The sequence below is a fragment of the Actinomadura monticuli genome (assembly GCF_041463655.1).
Classification (GTDB): Bacteria; Actinomycetota; Actinomycetes; order Streptosporangiales; family Streptosporangiaceae; genus Spirillospora; species Spirillospora monticuli.
Genome location: NZ_JAXCEI010000014.1, coordinates 177,394 through 192,252 on the forward strand (window position 1 = coordinate 177,394; position 14,859 = coordinate 192,252).

16 protein-coding genes are annotated in these 14,859 nt (G+C 72.5%); 15 read left to right on the top strand and 1 reads right to left on the bottom strand.

Annotated features, from left to right (window positions below; all coding sequences use genetic code 11):
• Window positions 1–65 precede the first annotated feature (65 nt).
• The 15 genes from SM611_RS28455 (at window position 66) to SM611_RS28525 (ending at window position 12,975) form a co-directional block, all read left to right on the top strand.
• A complete protein-coding gene (locus SM611_RS28455; protein WP_371953331.1) occupies window positions 66–1,784 on the top strand; it encodes a sensor histidine kinase in 1,719 nt (572 codons plus the stop codon).
• 210 nt (window positions 1,785–1,994) lie between these two features.
• On the top strand, window positions 1,995–2,558 hold the full coding sequence (locus SM611_RS28460) for a DoxX family membrane protein (RefSeq protein WP_371953332.1): 564 nt from the start codon (window positions 1,995–1,997) through the stop codon (window positions 2,556–2,558).
• 323 nt (window positions 2,559–2,881) lie between these two features.
• Window positions 2,882–3,727 (top strand): universal stress protein, encoded by an 846-nt coding sequence (locus SM611_RS28465; protein ID WP_371953334.1) that lies wholly within the window; start codon window positions 2,882–2,884, stop codon window positions 3,725–3,727.
• Window positions 3,728–3,814: 87 nt separating this feature from the next.
• Window positions 3,815–4,375 (top strand): Crp/Fnr family transcriptional regulator, encoded by a 561-nt coding sequence (locus SM611_RS28470; RefSeq protein WP_371953336.1) that lies wholly within the window; start codon window positions 3,815–3,817, stop codon window positions 4,373–4,375.
• Window positions 4,376–4,658: 283 nt separating this feature from the next.
• Entirely contained in the window at window positions 4,659–5,135 is a 477-nt protein-coding gene (locus SM611_RS28475; RefSeq protein ID WP_371953338.1) for a hypothetical protein, read from the top strand.
• Window positions 5,132–6,055, top strand: coding sequence for a hypothetical protein (locus tag SM611_RS28480; protein WP_371953339.1), 924 nt, complete (start codon window positions 5,132–5,134; stop codon window positions 6,053–6,055). Before SM611_RS28475 ends, SM611_RS28480 begins: the two co-directional genes overlap by 4 nt.
• Window positions 6,042–7,466 (top strand): V-type ATPase 116kDa subunit family protein, encoded by a 1,425-nt coding sequence (locus SM611_RS28485; RefSeq protein WP_371953341.1) that lies wholly within the window; start codon window positions 6,042–6,044, stop codon window positions 7,464–7,466. The genes SM611_RS28480 and SM611_RS28485 overlap by 14 nt, the downstream gene beginning before the upstream one ends.
• Window positions 7,451–7,702, top strand: coding sequence for an ATP synthase subunit C-like protein (locus SM611_RS28490; RefSeq protein ID WP_371953342.1), 252 nt, complete (start codon window positions 7,451–7,453; stop codon window positions 7,700–7,702). Before SM611_RS28485 ends, SM611_RS28490 begins: the two co-directional genes overlap by 16 nt.
• A gap of 5 nt (window positions 7,703–7,707) precedes the next feature.
• A complete protein-coding gene (locus SM611_RS28495; RefSeq protein WP_371953344.1) occupies window positions 7,708–7,932 on the top strand; it encodes a V-type ATP synthase subunit F in 225 nt (74 codons plus the stop codon).
• Window positions 7,929–8,453, top strand: a complete 525-nt coding sequence (locus SM611_RS28500) for a hypothetical protein (protein ID WP_371953346.1) — start codon at window positions 7,929–7,931, stop codon at window positions 8,451–8,453. The genes SM611_RS28495 and SM611_RS28500 overlap by 4 nt, the downstream gene beginning before the upstream one ends.
• Window positions 8,438–9,964: a V-type ATP synthase subunit A gene (locus SM611_RS28505; protein ID WP_371953347.1), complete on the top strand. Its 1,527-nt coding sequence runs from the start codon at window positions 8,438–8,440 to the stop codon at window positions 9,962–9,964. The genes SM611_RS28500 and SM611_RS28505 overlap by 16 nt, the downstream gene beginning before the upstream one ends.
• Window positions 9,961–11,397, top strand: a complete 1,437-nt coding sequence (locus SM611_RS28510; protein WP_371953348.1) for a V-type ATP synthase subunit B — start codon at window positions 9,961–9,963, stop codon at window positions 11,395–11,397. The genes SM611_RS28505 and SM611_RS28510 overlap by 4 nt, the downstream gene beginning before the upstream one ends.
• On the top strand, window positions 11,394–11,996 hold the full coding sequence (locus SM611_RS28515) for a V-type ATP synthase subunit D (protein ID WP_371953350.1): 603 nt from the start codon (window positions 11,394–11,396) through the stop codon (window positions 11,994–11,996). Before SM611_RS28510 ends, SM611_RS28515 begins: the two co-directional genes overlap by 4 nt.
• Window positions 11,993–12,454, top strand: a complete 462-nt coding sequence (locus tag SM611_RS28520; RefSeq protein ID WP_371953352.1) for a universal stress protein — start codon at window positions 11,993–11,995, stop codon at window positions 12,452–12,454. Before SM611_RS28515 ends, SM611_RS28520 begins: the two co-directional genes overlap by 4 nt.
• A gap of 191 nt (window positions 12,455–12,645) precedes the next feature.
• Complete coding sequence (locus SM611_RS28525; protein WP_371953353.1) at window positions 12,646–12,975, top strand: histidine kinase; 330 nt, start codon at window positions 12,646–12,648, stop codon at window positions 12,973–12,975.
• A gap of 100 nt (window positions 12,976–13,075) precedes the next feature.
• Here SM611_RS28525 and sulP read toward each other — a convergent pair whose 3' ends face one another.
• Window positions 13,076–14,788, bottom strand: a complete 1,713-nt coding sequence (gene sulP / locus SM611_RS28530; protein ID WP_371953355.1) for a sulfate permease — start codon at window positions 14,786–14,788, stop codon at window positions 13,076–13,078.
• Between the last annotated feature and the right edge of the window lie 71 nt (window positions 14,789–14,859).

A 14,859-nucleotide genomic window follows, 5' to 3' on the forward strand; every position in this document is an offset into this window, starting at 1 on the left:
GCGTGACCTTCGCTTCGTCCCGCTGCGGGCAGACATGATGATGATCGCCGGGAATACTGGGGCATATGGGCGACGAACCTCGGGCCGGCGACGATCGGGCCAGGCTCATCCTTCCGCAGTTGCAGTTGGATGATCTTCTGTCGGAGTTGCAGGCGCGGTTGGAGGCGGCGCGGGCGACGCGTGATCGTGTGCACGCGCTGCTGGAGGCCGTGGTCTCGATCGGGGGTGAGTTGGATCTGGAGTCGGTGCTGCGGCGTATCACCGAGGCGGCGACCACCCTGGTCGACGCCCGCTACGGCGCGCTGGGCGTGATCGGGGAGGAGGGGGAGCGGCTTGTCCAGTTCATCACCGTCGGGGTGGGGGACGGGGAGATCGAGGCGATCGGGCATTGGCCGCATGGGCACGGCATCCTGGGGTTGCTGATCCGTGAGCCGCGCGGGATCCGGCTTCCCGACCTCGGAGAGCATCCCGACTCGGTGGGTTTTCCGGCGAATCATCCGCCGATGCGTACGTTCCTCGGGGTGCCGATCCGGGTGCGCGATGAGGTGTTCGGGAACCTGTATTTGACCGAGAAGGCCGGTGGGGGGGAGTTCGAGGACGACGATGAGGTGGTGGTGACCGCGCTGGCCACGGCGGCGGGCGTGGCGATCGAGAACGCGCGGCTGTATGAGGAGACGCGGCGTCGTGAGCGTTGGTTGCAGGCGTCAACGGAGATTTCCACGGCGTTGTTGTCGGGTACTGATCCGCAGGTGGTGACGGCGCTGGTGGCGCAGCGGGCCGGTGAGATCACCGATGCGGGGTTGGCGACGGTGGCGCTGCTCGACGAGGGCGGCGCGGAGTTCGTGGTGGAGGCCGCGCACGGCGAGGGCGCCGAGCGGGTGGCGGGGCTGCGCGTGCCGCGAGACCATCCGGTGGCCGGGAAGGTGTTCCACGAGGGCGTCGCGCAGCGGCTGGCCGACGGGAGCGAGGCGGCCGGGGCGGCTGTGGTTTCGACGCAGGTGCCGGTCGGGCCGTTGCTGATGGTGCCGTTGGGGCTCGGTTCTTCGGCGCAGGGCGTGCTGGCGGTGATCAACCCGCCGGGCGGGTCTGTTTTCTCGGAGGCTTCGCAGCGGTTGCTGGAGGCGTTTTCGGGGCAGGCGGCGGTGGCGTTGGAGTTGGCTCGTCGGCGTCGTGATACTGAGCGGTTGGCGCTGTTGGAGGATCGTGACCGTATCGCCAAGGATCTGCATGACACCGTCATCCAGCGGTTGTTTGCGACGGCGATGACGTTGATGGCCGCGATCAAGATCACGCAGAAGCGGGAGGTGGCGGTCCGGATCCAGCGGGCGGTGGATGATCTGGACGACACCATGCGGCAGATCCGTTCGACGATTTTCGCGTTGCAGGCGCCGGTGGACGCCGAATCGCTGCGTAGCCGGGTGCATGCGCTGGTGGACGCCGCCGCCGAGCAGTTGGGGTTTGCTCCGTCGGTGCGGTTGGACGGGTTGCTGGACACCGCCGTCGACGACGACATCGGCGAGCATCTGCAGGCGGTTGTCCGCGAGGCTTTGTCGAATGTGGCCCGCCATGCCCGCGCATCTCAGGTCATGGTGGCCATCGATGTCGACGACGAACTGCTGCTGCGCGTCGAGGACGACGGTGTCGGCATCACCGAAGGGGGCCGCCGCAGCGGCCTGCGCAACATGGGTGAGCGGGCCGAGAAACTCGGTGGTTCTTTCGCTGCCCGACCGCGTCCAGAGCGCGGGACGGTCCTCACCTGGCAGGTCCCCCTCAACGAGGCCTGAGCAGCGTCACAGACCCGTGAACCGCCTGTCCGCTGGGTGCCGGCCGGCTCAATCCATGCCACGGCGAAGGGACGTTGCGGCCCCGCATAGGCCCGCCGCCAGGGACCTTGGTCCCTTCGATCTTGCGCCGAACGGATCTACGGCGCCGGTGGCGGGTGGCGTTGAGTTGGGGGTGGAAGAACCGGCGATGTGATGGAGGGTGAGACGGCGATGGCAGTCTCCGAGCACAAGACGAGTGTGGGGCGGGGCTCTTTGGTCCGGGTGGTGAAGCCTGAGCCGCTGACCGAGTCGCCCGCCGCGCGTTATGTGTGGGCCGTGGCGCGGCTGGCGCTGGGCTGGGTGTTCGCGTGGGCGTTCGTGGACAAGCTGTTCGGGCTGGGCCACGCGACCCCGTCGGGTAAGGGCTGGCTGGACGGCGGGAGCCCGACCGAGGGCTTCCTGGCGCACGCCCCCAAGGGCCCGCTGGCGGGGTTCTACAACGACATGGCCGGTGCGGCGTGGGCCGACTGGCTGTTCATGATCGGGCTGGCGGGGGTCGGTGCGGCGCTGATCCTGGGCATCGGGATGCGGATCGCGGCGGTCGGCGGCGCGGCGCTGCTGGTCATGATGTGGTCGGCGGTGCTGCCTCCGGAGAACAACGTCTTCATGGACGACCACCTGATCTACGCGCTGCTGATCGTCGGGCTGGCTCTGGTCAGCGCCGGCGACACCCTGGGCCTTGGCCGCTGGTGGGGCAAGACCCCGCTGGTCGAACGGCTCCCCTTCCTGAAGTAGCCGATGACGATCACCAAGGACGCCCGCCCCCGCGGCGGGCGTCCTGCCAGCGCTTGTGGCTCAGGACGTCGGAGACGGCCGGGGCGGCGGTGGTGTGGCCGGCGCAGATCACGATCCGACAGCGTGCGCGCTCGCGCACGACCGGCACGGTGTCCCCGCCGAGCGGGTTGCCGGGGGTGCCGCCGCAGGTCGGCGTACACGCCGAAACCGAAATCAGCCCCCTGAACCGGCGGCGGAAGTCCCGGCGAAAGGGGCCGTTCGGCTCTGTGGCCGTGGTCCGTTCGGCGGTGGGATGGAGTTCGGATGCTACGAGGAGGGACGTTATGAGCAACGTGGTCGTGGGCTACGACGGAACAGGCGACAGTGAGCGGGCGCTGCGGTGGGCGGTCGAGGAGGCCCGGGTGCGGCGGCTGCCGCTGACGGTGTGCCACGCCTGGCGCTGGCCCTACCCGATCAGCCACATCGACTACGAGGGCGTGGCCATCGTCCGCAGGATGGGCGAGCACATCCTCGACCACGGTGTGGCGCTCGCACGGGAGCTGGCGCCGAGCGTGACGGTGCGCAAGCGGCTGAAGGACGGCAGCGTGACCCCGGCATTGCTGCACGAGGCCGGCGACGCGGACCTGATCGTGATCGGGTCGCATGAACCGGACGAGATACCGGTGGGTTCGACTGCCCTGCAGGTGCCGGCCCGCGCGGATCGGCCGGTCGTGGTCGTACGGTCGGACGGTTCGCGTGACGGCCTGATCGTGGTCGGCGTGGACGGTTCCGCCGGTGCGGACGGGGCGCTGGCGTTCGGGTTCGAGGAGGCGGCGCTGCGCGGCTGGCGGCTGCGCGCGGTGTACGGATGCTGGGAGCCGGGCGCGGCGCCCGGCGGCGACCTCTCGCTGTTCGGTGACGAGGACGCGCTGCGCCGCGTGACCGGCGCCGTGCTGGAACGCGCCGTGGCGCCCTGGCGCGTGAAGTACCCGCAGGTACGGGCAACGACGTCGCTGGTGCTGAAGCCGCCGCGGGAGGCGCTGCTGGAGGCGGCGGAGGACGCCACCCTCGCGGTGATGGGCGCCCGTGGCACGGGCGTGGTCGGGGCGTTGACTCTGGGTGCCACGAGTGACGCGCTGCTCAAGCACGCCCCCTGCACGGTCGCCGTCGTGCCGAATTACACCCGGTGACGGCATGGCCCTCCGCGACGTTCGGACACGAGCTGTGTCGGTAGCCCCGGCCGTGCACCGTGTCAGTGATCCAAGGTCCGACGGCGAATGGCGAAGCGGGTGGTTCAGGTGAGTGCCGTGACCGGTGCGGATCTCGCGCGTGAACCGTTCCTGAAGGACATGAGGACCGCCGATCTGCGCAGGCTGGCGACGGCGGCCCGGTTCACCGACATCCCCGCGGGACGGCGTATCTTCAGCCAGTCCGATCCGGCGGAACGCTTCTGGCTCGTCCGGGACGGGACTGTGATCGTCGACCTGCACATGCCCGGCCGTGGCTCCGTCATCATCGACACCTTCGGCCCGGGTTCCGTGCTGGGGTGGTCGTGGCTGTTCCGTCCGTACCGATGGCATTTCGGGGGCGTCGCGACCACCCCGGTACGGGCCGTCGAGTTCGACGGACGCCTCGTCAGAACGCTCTGCGCCGTGGACCCTGCCATGGGCTACGAACTCACACGCCGCTTCGCCGAACTCATCGTCGAGCGGCTGGAGACAAGCCAGTCGCGGCTGACGGAACTCTCCGAGGCACTTGCAGAGTGCGATGTCCCATCGCCCTTCGCACCTGGAATCGATGGCGAGGCGGCTTTCCCGTCCCGCAGACGCCTGCGCTGATCGGTCTGTCTCCAGCAGCATCACAGGCCGTCCGAGGAGGCGGTCCTCCGCAACCCATCGCCGCAGTGGCAGCTCACCCCCATCGTCACTTCCTACAGGTCTGTCAGCAGTCCACCGGCCAAGAGACTCGATCCTCACGCTTCGAGTGGGCTTCCCTCCGCCCCGTCCTCGGGGGCTCCACAGTGCCCACGGAGGGACCTTTGTCTCCAAGTCACAGTCCTCCGGCCCTGGGATCACCCGGTGTGGGAATCAAGCATGGAGCTGAACGACTTCGGGAGGAGCAGTGCCCACCACCATTCGCGACTTTCTAGAGCGGTTCCGTCCCGCCGGGGCGCCCGGGGCCGCGGCCGTAGCCGTGCCCTCCGATCGGCGAAGCGCGCTGGCCGCCGAACTCGAACCGGTCTTCGCCCTGCTCGCCGACGCGGAGGTGGAACAGCGGCGGATGGTGGAGGAGGCGCGACGACGGGCGTGTGCGGTCCGGGACGCGGCACGGGAACAGGCCACAGGCCTGGTGAACGAGGCCAGGGGCAGGGCTGCCGCGGAGCGAGCGGCGGTCTCGGCCGCCGTCCAGCGGACCGGGACCCAAGAGCGGCAGGCCCTCATGGCCGCCGCGAGCGAGGAGGCCGCGCGTATCGAGGCCGGGGTGTCCGAGCGGACGCCGCTGCTGGTCGAGAAGGCATTGCGATCCATCGAGGTCATGCTGGGCGACGACATGCTGGGCGATGAGGCGACGCCCACTGGCGGAGGAGGGACGTCGTGAGCGCCGCATGGGTCGCCGGCCGGGTCCGGGCGCAGGCGCTCGCCCAGCGGCGGCTCGGCCCCGGACGCACCAGGATGCTCGCGGGATCGGCTTCGCTCGCGGACGCCGTCTCGATCCTGGCAGCGACGCCGTACGGGCACGCGGTGACCAAGGACCAGGACCTGGCATCGGCTCAGCACGCGGTCGCCGAAACGCTCCTCTGGCACCTGCGGGTGCTGGCGGGCTGGCTGCCCAGGGGCGGTGCGACGGCCCTGCGTGCGGTCGCCGCATGGTTCGAGCTCGCCAACATCGACGCGTTGCTGCAGCGGCTGGAGGGCCGGCCCGCGGAGAAGCCGTACGTCCTCGGCGCGCTGGGGACCGCCTGGCCTCGCCTGGAGGACGCACCGGACATCGGGGGGCTGCGGGAGCGCCTGACCGCCAGTTCCTGGGGTGATCCGGGAGACGCCGATCCCTGGACGATCCGTGTGGTCCTGCGGTTGTCGTGGGCGTCCCGCGTCCATGCCCTCGGCGGGCGTGCCGCCGCGTGGGCGGCCGGCGCCGCCGGCGTCCTGGTGGCCGGTGAGCGTTTCGGCGCCGGGCGGGACCTTCCGCAGGCCGCTCAGGAGCGAGCGGACCGGATGCTCGGGGCTCTGCCAGTCGGGGCGCCCGCCCTCGGGGCCATGGTCGCGCACCTCGGCCGGGACGCGCGCTGGGCGCTCGCGGGCATCGACGACCCGGCCGACCTGTGGCGGGCCGAGGCCCGCTGCTGGAAACGCCTGGAGCAGGACGGCTCCCTGCTGCTGCGCGGCTCGGAGTTCGGTGTGGGGCCGGTCCTCGGCGCCGCGACCGTGCTGGCGGTCGACGCCTGGCGGATCCGGGCCGCCCTGGAGATCGCCGCGCGCGGCGGCGGACCGATGGGAGCCTACGATGCGCTGGCCTGAGAACCTGCAGCCGATGCGGATGGCGCGGATCGCCGTGGTCGCCCCGCTGGACTCGCTGCGCGACGCGCTGGCCCGGACCGCCGATGCCGGAGTGGTCGAGTTCGACCTTCCGCCCGAGCCCGCCGCGCAGGGCGAGGCGGCGCGGATGCTGCGGGGAGCCGGAGGCGGTGGTCCCGAGCCGGCCGTGCTCTCCGCCGCCCCCGATCTGGAACGGCTCGCCGACAGGCACCGCTTCGACCTGCTGGCCGGGGAGGCGGAGCTGGAGGAGCATGCGGCGGCGGCCTTCCGCCAGGGCGGCGTCGCCGCGCTGGCGGGCTGGACTCCGGCGGCGGCCCGGGCCGGACTGGCCGCCCGGCTCGCCGAGACCGGGGCCGCCGCGGTGCCGCTCCCGCATCCGCGCGGCGCCGAGGCGCCGTCCCTGCTGCCGGGAGCGCGCCGCGCGGAGAACGGGCGCGGTTCGCTCGCGCCGCTGGTCGAGACCTACGGGACCGTCCCGTACGCCGACCTCGATCCGACACCGCTCGCGTGGGCGGCCTACGTGCTGATGTTCGGGATGATGTTCGGCGACGCCGGCCACGGGCTGCTGCTCCTCGCGGGCGCCGCCGCGCTGCTGGCCGGGTATCCGCGCAGGTGGCCGCGGCTGCGGCGGGTCTGGCCGTTCGTGCTGGGCGCCGGTGTGACCAGCACGTTTTTCGGGGTGCTGTACGGGGAGTTCTTCGGGCCGACGCACCTCATCCCGCAGGTGTGGCTCGCACCTCTCGACGAACCGGTCGAGTTGCTGGTCGCGGCGATCGGTGTCGGCGCCGTCCTGCTGGCCGGCGCGTACGCGATCGGCATCGCGAACCGGTGGCGGGAGGGCGGCTGGCCGGTCGCCCTGTACGAGCCGTCCGGAATCGCCGGCGCCTCGGCGTTCCTCGGGCTCGGCGCCCTCGCCGCCGGCTTCTACCTCGGCCTGTCCTGGCTGACCGTGGCGGGCGGCGCGTTCGCGGCGCTCGGCCTTGGGCTGGCCTTCGCCGGCTTCCTGGCGGCCGGCGGTGGCGGCGGCACGGGGCTCGTGGAGGCCCTCGTCGAGGTGTTCGATCTCATCGTCAGGCTGGGCGCGAACGTGGTGTCGTTCGCACGGCTCGCCGCCTTCGGGCTGACCCATGCCGCGCTAGCCGGGATCGTCTGGTCCGGGACGGCCGCGCTCTGGCAGCGGGGAGGCGCGCTCGCCGTCCTGGCGTTGGTCGTGTTCGCCGCCGGGACCGCCGTGACGTTCGCGCTGGAGGCGCTCGTCGCCGGCGTCCAGGCGCTCCGGCTGGAGTACTACGAGCTGTTCTCGCGGCTCTTCCGCAGCCAGGGCCGTCCGTTCCGGCCCTGGCACATACCCATGATCGCAGAGGAGGCGGACGGCACATGTCCGCAGAAATGATCGCGACGGCCCAGGCCGCCGCGTCGAACTGGGCGCCCTATCTCGGTACCGGGATCGCCGTCGCCGGCGCCGCCATCGGCGCGGGCATCGCGGTGGCCTACGTCGGCGCCGCGGCGCTGGCGGCGATGAGCGAGCGGCCCGAGCTGTTCGGGCGCGCGATGGTGATCGTCGGTCTCGCCGAGGGCATCGCCATCTACGGGCTGATCATCGGCATCATCCTGATCGGGAAGGCGTGAGGGCCATGGCGCACATCGCCGTGATCGGAGAGCGCGCCCGCGTGGAGGGATGGGCGCTCGGCGGCGCGCGGGCCGTCCCGGCGGACGATCCGGACGAGGTCCGGGCGGCCTGGGAAGAGCTCGACGACCGGGTGGCGGTCGTCGTGCTGACCCCCGAGGCCGCCCGGTGCATCGAGGGCGAGCGGGTACGGCACCCGGGCGCCGTCCTGATCGTGGTGATGCCGCCATGACCGCCGCACCGGACGCCGGGACCGCGATCGAGCCGGTGCGCGACGCGCTCCTCGGCCGTGCCCGCGAGCAGGCCGCGGCCGTCGTGGCGGACGCCGAGCGGGAGGCGGCCGCGATCGTGGCGGCCGCCCGCGGCGAGGCCGCCCGGATCCTGGACGAGGCACGCGCGGCCGGACGCGCCGACGGGCGGGCCGCCGCCGCGGCCGAGCGCTCCCGGGCGCGGAGCCGGGCCAGCGGGATCGTCCTCGCGGCCCGCAGGCGGGCCTATGACGAGCTGTGCCGCCGGGTCCGCGCCGGCGTGGGCGAGATGTGCACGGGCGCGCGCGGCCCCGAAACCGTCAAGCGGCTGGAAGTGATGGCAAGGCGGCGGCTCGGGGCCGCGGCACGGATCGAGGAGGCGCCCGGCGGCGGCGTGATCGCCCGCACGTCCCGCGCCGAATTGGACCTGTCCGCGGACGTCCTCGCCGAGCGGGCGGTGGCGGCGCTGGGAGCGGAGGTGGCAGGGCTGTGGCAAGAGAAGTGACACGGGTCAGCGGGCCGCTGGTGGAAGTGTCGGGCCTCCAGAGCGCGGCCATGGGCGACGTCGTCGAGGTGGGTGCGCGACGCCTGCCCGGCGAGATCGTCGCTCTGGACGGTGACATCACCACCGTCCAGGCATACGAGTACACCGGGGGACTGGCACCGGGAGCACCCGCCCGCACCACGGGGCGCGCCCTGTCCGCGCCGCTCGGCCCGCACCTGCTCGGCGGCGTGTACGACGGGTTGCTGCGGCCGCTGACGGTTGCGGGCATCTGGCTCGATCCAGCCCGGCACGTCGCCGCCGGCCCGGGCCGGGCCGGAGGTGACGGCGGGGCCGTCGAGTTCTGGCCCGTCCGCAGGCCCCGGCCCTACGCCGAGCGGCTGGACATCGGCGTGCCACTGCACACCGGTCAGCGCGTCGTCGACCTGCTCTTCCCCGTGCCTCGCGGCGGGACGGTCGCGGTCCCCGGCGGCTTCGGAACGGGCAAGACCATGCTGCTGCAGCAGATCGCCAAATGGTGCGACGCCGACGTCATCGTCTACGTCGGCTGCGGCGAGCGCGGCAACGAGATGGCCGACGTGCTCGCCGAGCTGGCCGCGCTCGAGGACCCGCGGACCGGCGGGCGGCTGGCCGACCGCACCGTCGTGATCGCCAACACCTCCAACATGCCGATGATGGCGCGCGAGGCGGGCGTCTACAGCGGCGTCACCGTCGCCGAGTACTTCCGCGACCAGGGCAAGGACGCCGTCGTCATCGCCGACTCGACGTCCCGCTGGGCCGAGGCGCTGCGCGAGTTCGCCTCCCGCGGCGGCGAGCTGCCGGGGGAGGAGGGGTATCCGGCCGCGCTCCCGTCGGCGCTCGCCGCCTTCTATGAGCGGGCCGGCCGGGTCCGCACGCTCGGCGGCGCGCAGGGATCGGTCACGATCATCGGTGCGGTGTCCCCGCCCGGAGGGGACATGACCGAACCCGTCACCGCCTACACCGAGCGCTTCGTGCGCGCCCGGTGGAGCCTGGACAAGGACCTCGCCTACTCGCGCCACTACCCGGCGGTGTCGTGGTCCGGGTCGTTCGCCCGCGACGCCGCCGCCCTCGCCCGCCACCACACCGACGCCGGAGACCCCGGCTGGGCGGGTCGGCGCGCGCGGACGGTGAGCCTCCTGGCCGAAGCCGACCGCCTGGCCGCGCTGGCCGAGCTCGTCGGGTCGAGCACGCTGCCGGGCCACGAGCGCATGGTGCTTCTGGCGGGACGCCTCCTCCGCGAAGGAGTACTCCAGCAGAGCGCGCTGAGCCCGCACGACGCCTCCTGCACCCCCGAACGCGGTGCCGCGCTGACCGAGGCCGTGCTCGCGGTCGTGGACCGCTGCCGGGACCTGGTCGCGGCGGGCGTCCCCGCCGGCGCCGTCGAGGAGCAGGACTTCTCCCCGATCGTCCGCGCCCGCGAGGACGCCACCACCGTGGCCGCCGTCCACACCGCGCGCGATGCGATGCTGAACCGGCTGGGAGAGCTGTCATGACCAGGCGGAGCGGTGCGGTGGAGCATGCACCCGGAGGACCGCGGAACCACCGTGACCGGTGGGCCAGACCGGCGTACACGCGCGTTTCGCGGCTTCAGGGGCCGCTCCTGGTCGTTCCCGACGCCGAGGAGGTCGGCTGGGACGAGTTCGCCGACATCCGGCTCGCCTCGGGGGAGGAGCGGCACGGGCTCGTACTCGACACCGCCCGCGATCGAGTGCTCGTCCAGGTTCTGGAGGGGACCGCAGGGATCCCCTTCGAAGGAACCCGTGTCGCCTTCAGCGGCACGCCGCTGCGCGTCCCGGTCGGGACGGCCTGGCTCGGGCGGGTGTGCGACGGACTGGGCAACCCGCTGGACGGCGGCCCGCCCGTCCTCGGCGGCACCGACGCGCCGGCCGCGGGCGTCCCCCTCAACCCCGTTCATCGTGAACCGCCGTCGGATCCGATCCTGACCGGGGTCTCGGCCATCGACGCTCTCACGACGCTCGCGCGCGGGCAGAAGCTTCCGATCTTCTCCCGGGCCGGACTCCCGCACCTGGAGCTGGCCGCGCAGATCGCCGCCCAGGCGTCGGCCGGGGACGAGCCGTTCTGCGTGGTCTTCGCCGCCATGGGGCTGACCCACGCCGATGCGGCGGCCGTCCGCGACACCCTGGAAGACCGCTCGGCCGCCGGCGACCTCGTGCTGCTGCTCAACCTCGCCGACGCGCCCGTCATCGAGCGGATCCTGACGCCCCGCATCGCACTGACCGTCGCCGAGCACCTCGCGTTCGAGGAGGGGCGGCACGTCCTGGTCGTCATGGGCGACATGACCGCCTATTGCGAGGCGCTGCGCGAGGTGTCGGCCGCGCGCGGGGAGATCCCGGCACGGCGGGCCTACCCCGGTTATCTCTACAGTGACCTCGCCTCGCTGTACGAGCGCTGCGGGCGGGTCCGCGGCAGGCCCGGTTCGGTCACCCTCGTGCCGGTGCTGACGATGCCCGGCGGCGACATCACACACCCTGTGCCAGACCTGACCGGGTACATCACCGAAGGGCAGATCGTCCTCTCCGAGGATTTGCACTCGGCCGGCGTGTATCCGCCCGTCGACGCCCTGGAATCGCTGTCGCGCCTGATGCGCAAGGCCGCCGGCCCCACCCGCACCCGCGAGGACCACTTGGACGTGTCCGCCCAGGTCCTCGCGGCGCTGTCCAGGGCGCGCCGGGCCCACGAACTCGGTGAGCTGGTAGGCCCCGGTGCGCTCAGTGAGACCGACCGCAGCTACCTCGAATTCGAACGGGTCTACCGGGAGGTTCTCGTCTCCCAGGGCGCCGCGGAACGGCGCCGGCTGGAGGAGACGCTGGATCGGGCCTGGCGAGCGCTCGCGGTCCTGCCCCGGCGCGAGCTCACCATGCTGTCGCGCGCGCTGATCGACGCCCACCTGATGGAGGACCGATGAGCGGTGTGCCCCATGGACGTGCCGGACGGCTGTGGCTGCGGCAGCGAATCGAGATCGCAGAAGGCGCCGTCGAACTCCTGCAGCGGAAGCTCAACATCCTGCGGGACGAGCGGGACAGGATGAAGCTGCTCGCCACCCGCACGGAGGAGGCATGGCACCGCCGCTGCGCGGAGGCGGACGAGGCCCTGCTCCGGGCCACGCTGCTCGGCGGACGCCGGGTGCTGCCGCCGGCGTCCGGCGGGCTCCTCGCGGACGTCACCGTGGAACATGCCGAGTCCATGGGGGTGAGCCACCCCGCGCGCATCGTCTTCACGCCGCCCGGCGCCGCCGCGCCCGCACCGGGCGGCACGGCCCTGACGCCCGCCCGCCGGGCCTGCCGGGCGGCGTTGGAGGCCGCCTGCGCCCATGCCGCCGCCTGCGCCGCGGTCGCCACCCTCGATGCCGAGGTCGAGGCGACCGGGCAGCGGGTCCGTGCGATCGAGCGCCGCCGGCTGCCGCGGCTGCGCAAGGCGCTCGCGAGCATCGAGTTCGCCTTGGAGGAGCGCGAACGCGAAGACGGCGCCCGCCTCCGCCGCCTCACCACCCGGGAGTCGTCATGACCGCATGCCTGCTGCTCGTCGCCGAGGACTCGCCGTCGACGCTGGCCGCCGCCCGCTACGCCGTGGATCTGGCCCACCGCCTCGGCGCACGGATCACCGCGGTGAACGTCATCGCCGACGGCATCCTCACCGACACCGTGACAAGGGTGTCCGGGCAGCCGGACGTCGGCGCGCGCCGCGACCTGGCCGGACGGTCGGTACTGGCGCACGTCGAGCAGCTCGCCCGGTTGGCGGAGGTCGAGATGGAGACCGTCCGGCTCTTCGGGGACATCGCCGAACGCGTCCTGGACGAGGCCCGCCGCATCCGGCCCGACCTGATCGTCCTCGGCCGGGACGACGCCCCCCGGCCCGGCGGCCGGGCCCTCGCCCCATGGGCCGACCGCATCCTGGAGTTCGCCGAGCGGCCCGTCCTGGTGGTGCCCGGCAGCCGAAACCCTCGCCGTCCCGCGACGCCCTAGCATTCCGGCCGCCGGTCGCACGCCCACCATGAGGACCGGTCATGCCTCCGGGCCGCGCAGGCGGGATGCCAGTGGTACCCGTTGCCTCCCCAGGCCGCTAAATCGGGGCAAATAGGGGTGATCCTGGCGCGGTGTGGGTAGGGCGGGTCGAAGAAGACGATCTAGGACCGATCCCGGAGGGGCAGCGGACGATGCCTGGACGACCGCGACCGCGAGAGGTCGCCTTCGACCCGTTCGAGCCCGAACGTGACGCCGAAAGCGCCGACGTAGCCCAGCAGATGAGTGTCGACCCACGGCGCGTTGCCCACGACCTGACCGACCGGCTCAGCCACCGCCTTTTCGGCGCCGGACTGCAACTGCATGGCGCGCTGGCCCGGATCCAAGACCCGCACGCCGCCCAGCATGTCCAAGCAGCCCTCAGTGACCTGGACCTCGCCATTACCGAACTGCGCCGCGCCATCTTCGACTTGCACACCACGTCCGACACCCCGCCGTCCCTCGACCCGGCCTACACGGCATGAGCCGAGCACTTGAGCGAGCTGACGGCTCTCCATGCGGTAAGCGCGGTGGAAGCGTCGCCGGCGGAGGTCCCGACGTCTCGCGTTGATCGCCGGGCCTGCGTCAGCTGGGATCGTCCGACGGGGGCGTCGGGGGCTCGCGGCGCCAGTGCTCGAACGCGGCGACCGCCGTCGGCAGCGTGGGGAACAGCCGATCGGCGCCGATCGCGTCGGCGAGCCCGAAAGCTCGCAGATCGTCGAGCAGGTCCTGCTTGACCCGGGCCAGCGCGAAGACGATCCCTCTGCCGCTGAGTTCGGCCCGCAGCTCTTCCAGCGCCTTGAGCCCGGTGTAGTCGACCTCGACGTTCGCCTCGACGTTGAGGACGAACCAGCGCACGCCGTCCCCGCCGTCCTCGGCGGCGGCCAGGGCGCGGCGCTTGAAGTCGGCGGCGTTGGCGAAGAACAGCGGCGAGTCGTACCGGTACACGACCAGCCCCGGGATCGTCCGTGCGGTCGGGAAGTCGTCGACGTCGTGCATGCCCGCCATCCCCGGGACGCGCCCGAGGATCGCGTCGTGCGGCCTCGCGACCCTGGCCGTCATCACCATGACCGACAGGCCCACCGCGACCAGGATGCCGTACAGGATGCCGAACGCGAGCACGCCGACCAGTGCCGCGACGGCCAGCAGCAGTTCGCTGCGGCGGAACGCGGCGAGCCTGCGGAACCCGTCGACGTCCACCAGGCGGGTCGCCGCGTAGATCACGATCGCCCCCAGCGCCGCCGACGGGAACCGGGCCAGCAGGGGATGCAGGAACAGCAGCACGCATACCAGCAGGCCGAGCAGGAACAGGGAGTAGACCTGGGTGCGTGCCCCAGAGGCGGCCGCGAGGGCGGTGCGGCTGCCGCTGCTGCTGACCGGGAAGCCGTGGAAGAACCCCGCCCCGATGTTCGACGCGCCCAGCGCCAGGAGTTCCCGGTTCCCGTCGACCTCCCGCTCTCCCCGTGCGGTGAAGGCCCGTGCGGTGAGGACATTGTCGGTGTAGCCCACCAGAAGGACGCCCAGGGCGGGCAGGATCAGCCCGGTGACGTCGGCGGGATCGGGCACGGCGGGACGCGGCAGCCCCGCGGGCACGTCGCCGACCACGCCGATGCCCCGCCGGTCCAGATCGAAGATCATCACCGCGGCGGTGGCGATCAGCACGACCAGCAGCGGGCCGGGTGCACGGGGGAATCTGTGGTTGAGGGCGAAGAGGAAAACCAGGCTCGTGAACGTGAGCAGCAGTGTTCCGAGGTGAGCCTCGTCCAGGCTCGCGGTGAACGACGCCAGCTCGCGCAGGGCGCCGTCCCCGTGCGTGGCGACACCGGTCGTGCCCGGCAACTGCCCAATGATCATGACGGCCGCGACGCCCGCCATATAGCCCACCAGGAGGGGCTGGGACAGCAGGTCGTTGACGAAGCCCAGCCGCAGGCACCAGGCCACCAGCGCCAGGACCCCGACGACGATGGCGAGCGCGGCGGCCAGCGCGGCGTACTCGCCCGTGTCACCGGCGGCCAGCGGCCCCACGACCGTGGCCGTCATCAGCGCGGTCGTCGACTCCGGCCCCACCGACAGCCGCCGTGACGACCCCAGGAGGGCGTACAGCACGATGGCGGGCGCCATCGCCCACAGCCCGGCGACCGGCGGCAGGCCGGCGAGGCCCGCGTAAGCCATCACCTGGGGCACCAGGTAGGCGGCGACCGTGATGCCGGCCAGCGCGTCCCCTGCCAGCCAGGAACGGCGATATCCGCGCAGGATGCGGATCTGCGGAAACGACCTGCTGAACACCCGCGACCCCATGCCTTCGTCCGTGCCATCGGCTGAGAGCGGGGACGTTGGTCCCTGCCCCCCACTCGCGTTCCGGCTTACGT

What these genes read in the sequence shown, in the direction of transcription:
- SM611_RS28525 (WP_371953353.1), top strand. Translation starts at nt 12,646, where the DNA reads ATGCCTGGACGACCGCGACCGCGAGAGGTCGCCTTCGACCCGTTCGAG.
- SM611_RS28515 (WP_371953350.1), top strand. Translation starts at nt 11,394, where the DNA reads ATGAGCGGTGTGCCCCATGGACGTGCCGGACGGCTGTGGCTGCGGCAG.
- SM611_RS28455 (WP_371953331.1), top strand. Translation starts at nt 66, where the DNA reads ATGGGCGACGAACCTCGGGCCGGCGACGATCGGGCCAGGCTCATCCTT.
- SM611_RS28510 (WP_371953348.1), top strand. Translation starts at nt 9,961, where the DNA reads ATGACCAGGCGGAGCGGTGCGGTGGAGCATGCACCCGGAGGACCGCGG.
- SM611_RS28490 (WP_371953342.1), top strand. Translation starts at nt 7,451, where the DNA reads ATGTCCGCAGAAATGATCGCGACGGCCCAGGCCGCCGCGTCGAACTGG.
- SM611_RS28465 (WP_371953334.1), top strand. Translation starts at nt 2,882, where the DNA reads ATGAGCAACGTGGTCGTGGGCTACGACGGAACAGGCGACAGTGAGCGG.
- SM611_RS28520 (WP_371953352.1), top strand. Translation starts at nt 11,993, where the DNA reads ATGACCGCATGCCTGCTGCTCGTCGCCGAGGACTCGCCGTCGACGCTG.
- SM611_RS28485 (WP_371953341.1), top strand. Translation starts at nt 6,042, where the DNA reads ATGCGCTGGCCTGAGAACCTGCAGCCGATGCGGATGGCGCGGATCGCC.
- SM611_RS28500 (WP_371953346.1), top strand. Translation starts at nt 7,929, where the DNA reads ATGACCGCCGCACCGGACGCCGGGACCGCGATCGAGCCGGTGCGCGAC.
- SM611_RS28470 (WP_371953336.1), top strand. Translation starts at nt 3,815, where the DNA reads ATGGCGAAGCGGGTGGTTCAGGTGAGTGCCGTGACCGGTGCGGATCTC.
- SM611_RS28460 (WP_371953332.1), top strand. Translation starts at nt 1,995, where the DNA reads ATGGCAGTCTCCGAGCACAAGACGAGTGTGGGGCGGGGCTCTTTGGTC.
- sulP (WP_371953355.1), bottom strand. Translation starts at nt 14,788, where the DNA reads ATGGGGTCGCGGGTGTTCAGCAGGTCGTTTCCGCAGATCCGCATCCTG.
- SM611_RS28495 (WP_371953344.1), top strand. Translation starts at nt 7,708, where the DNA reads ATGGCGCACATCGCCGTGATCGGAGAGCGCGCCCGCGTGGAGGGATGG.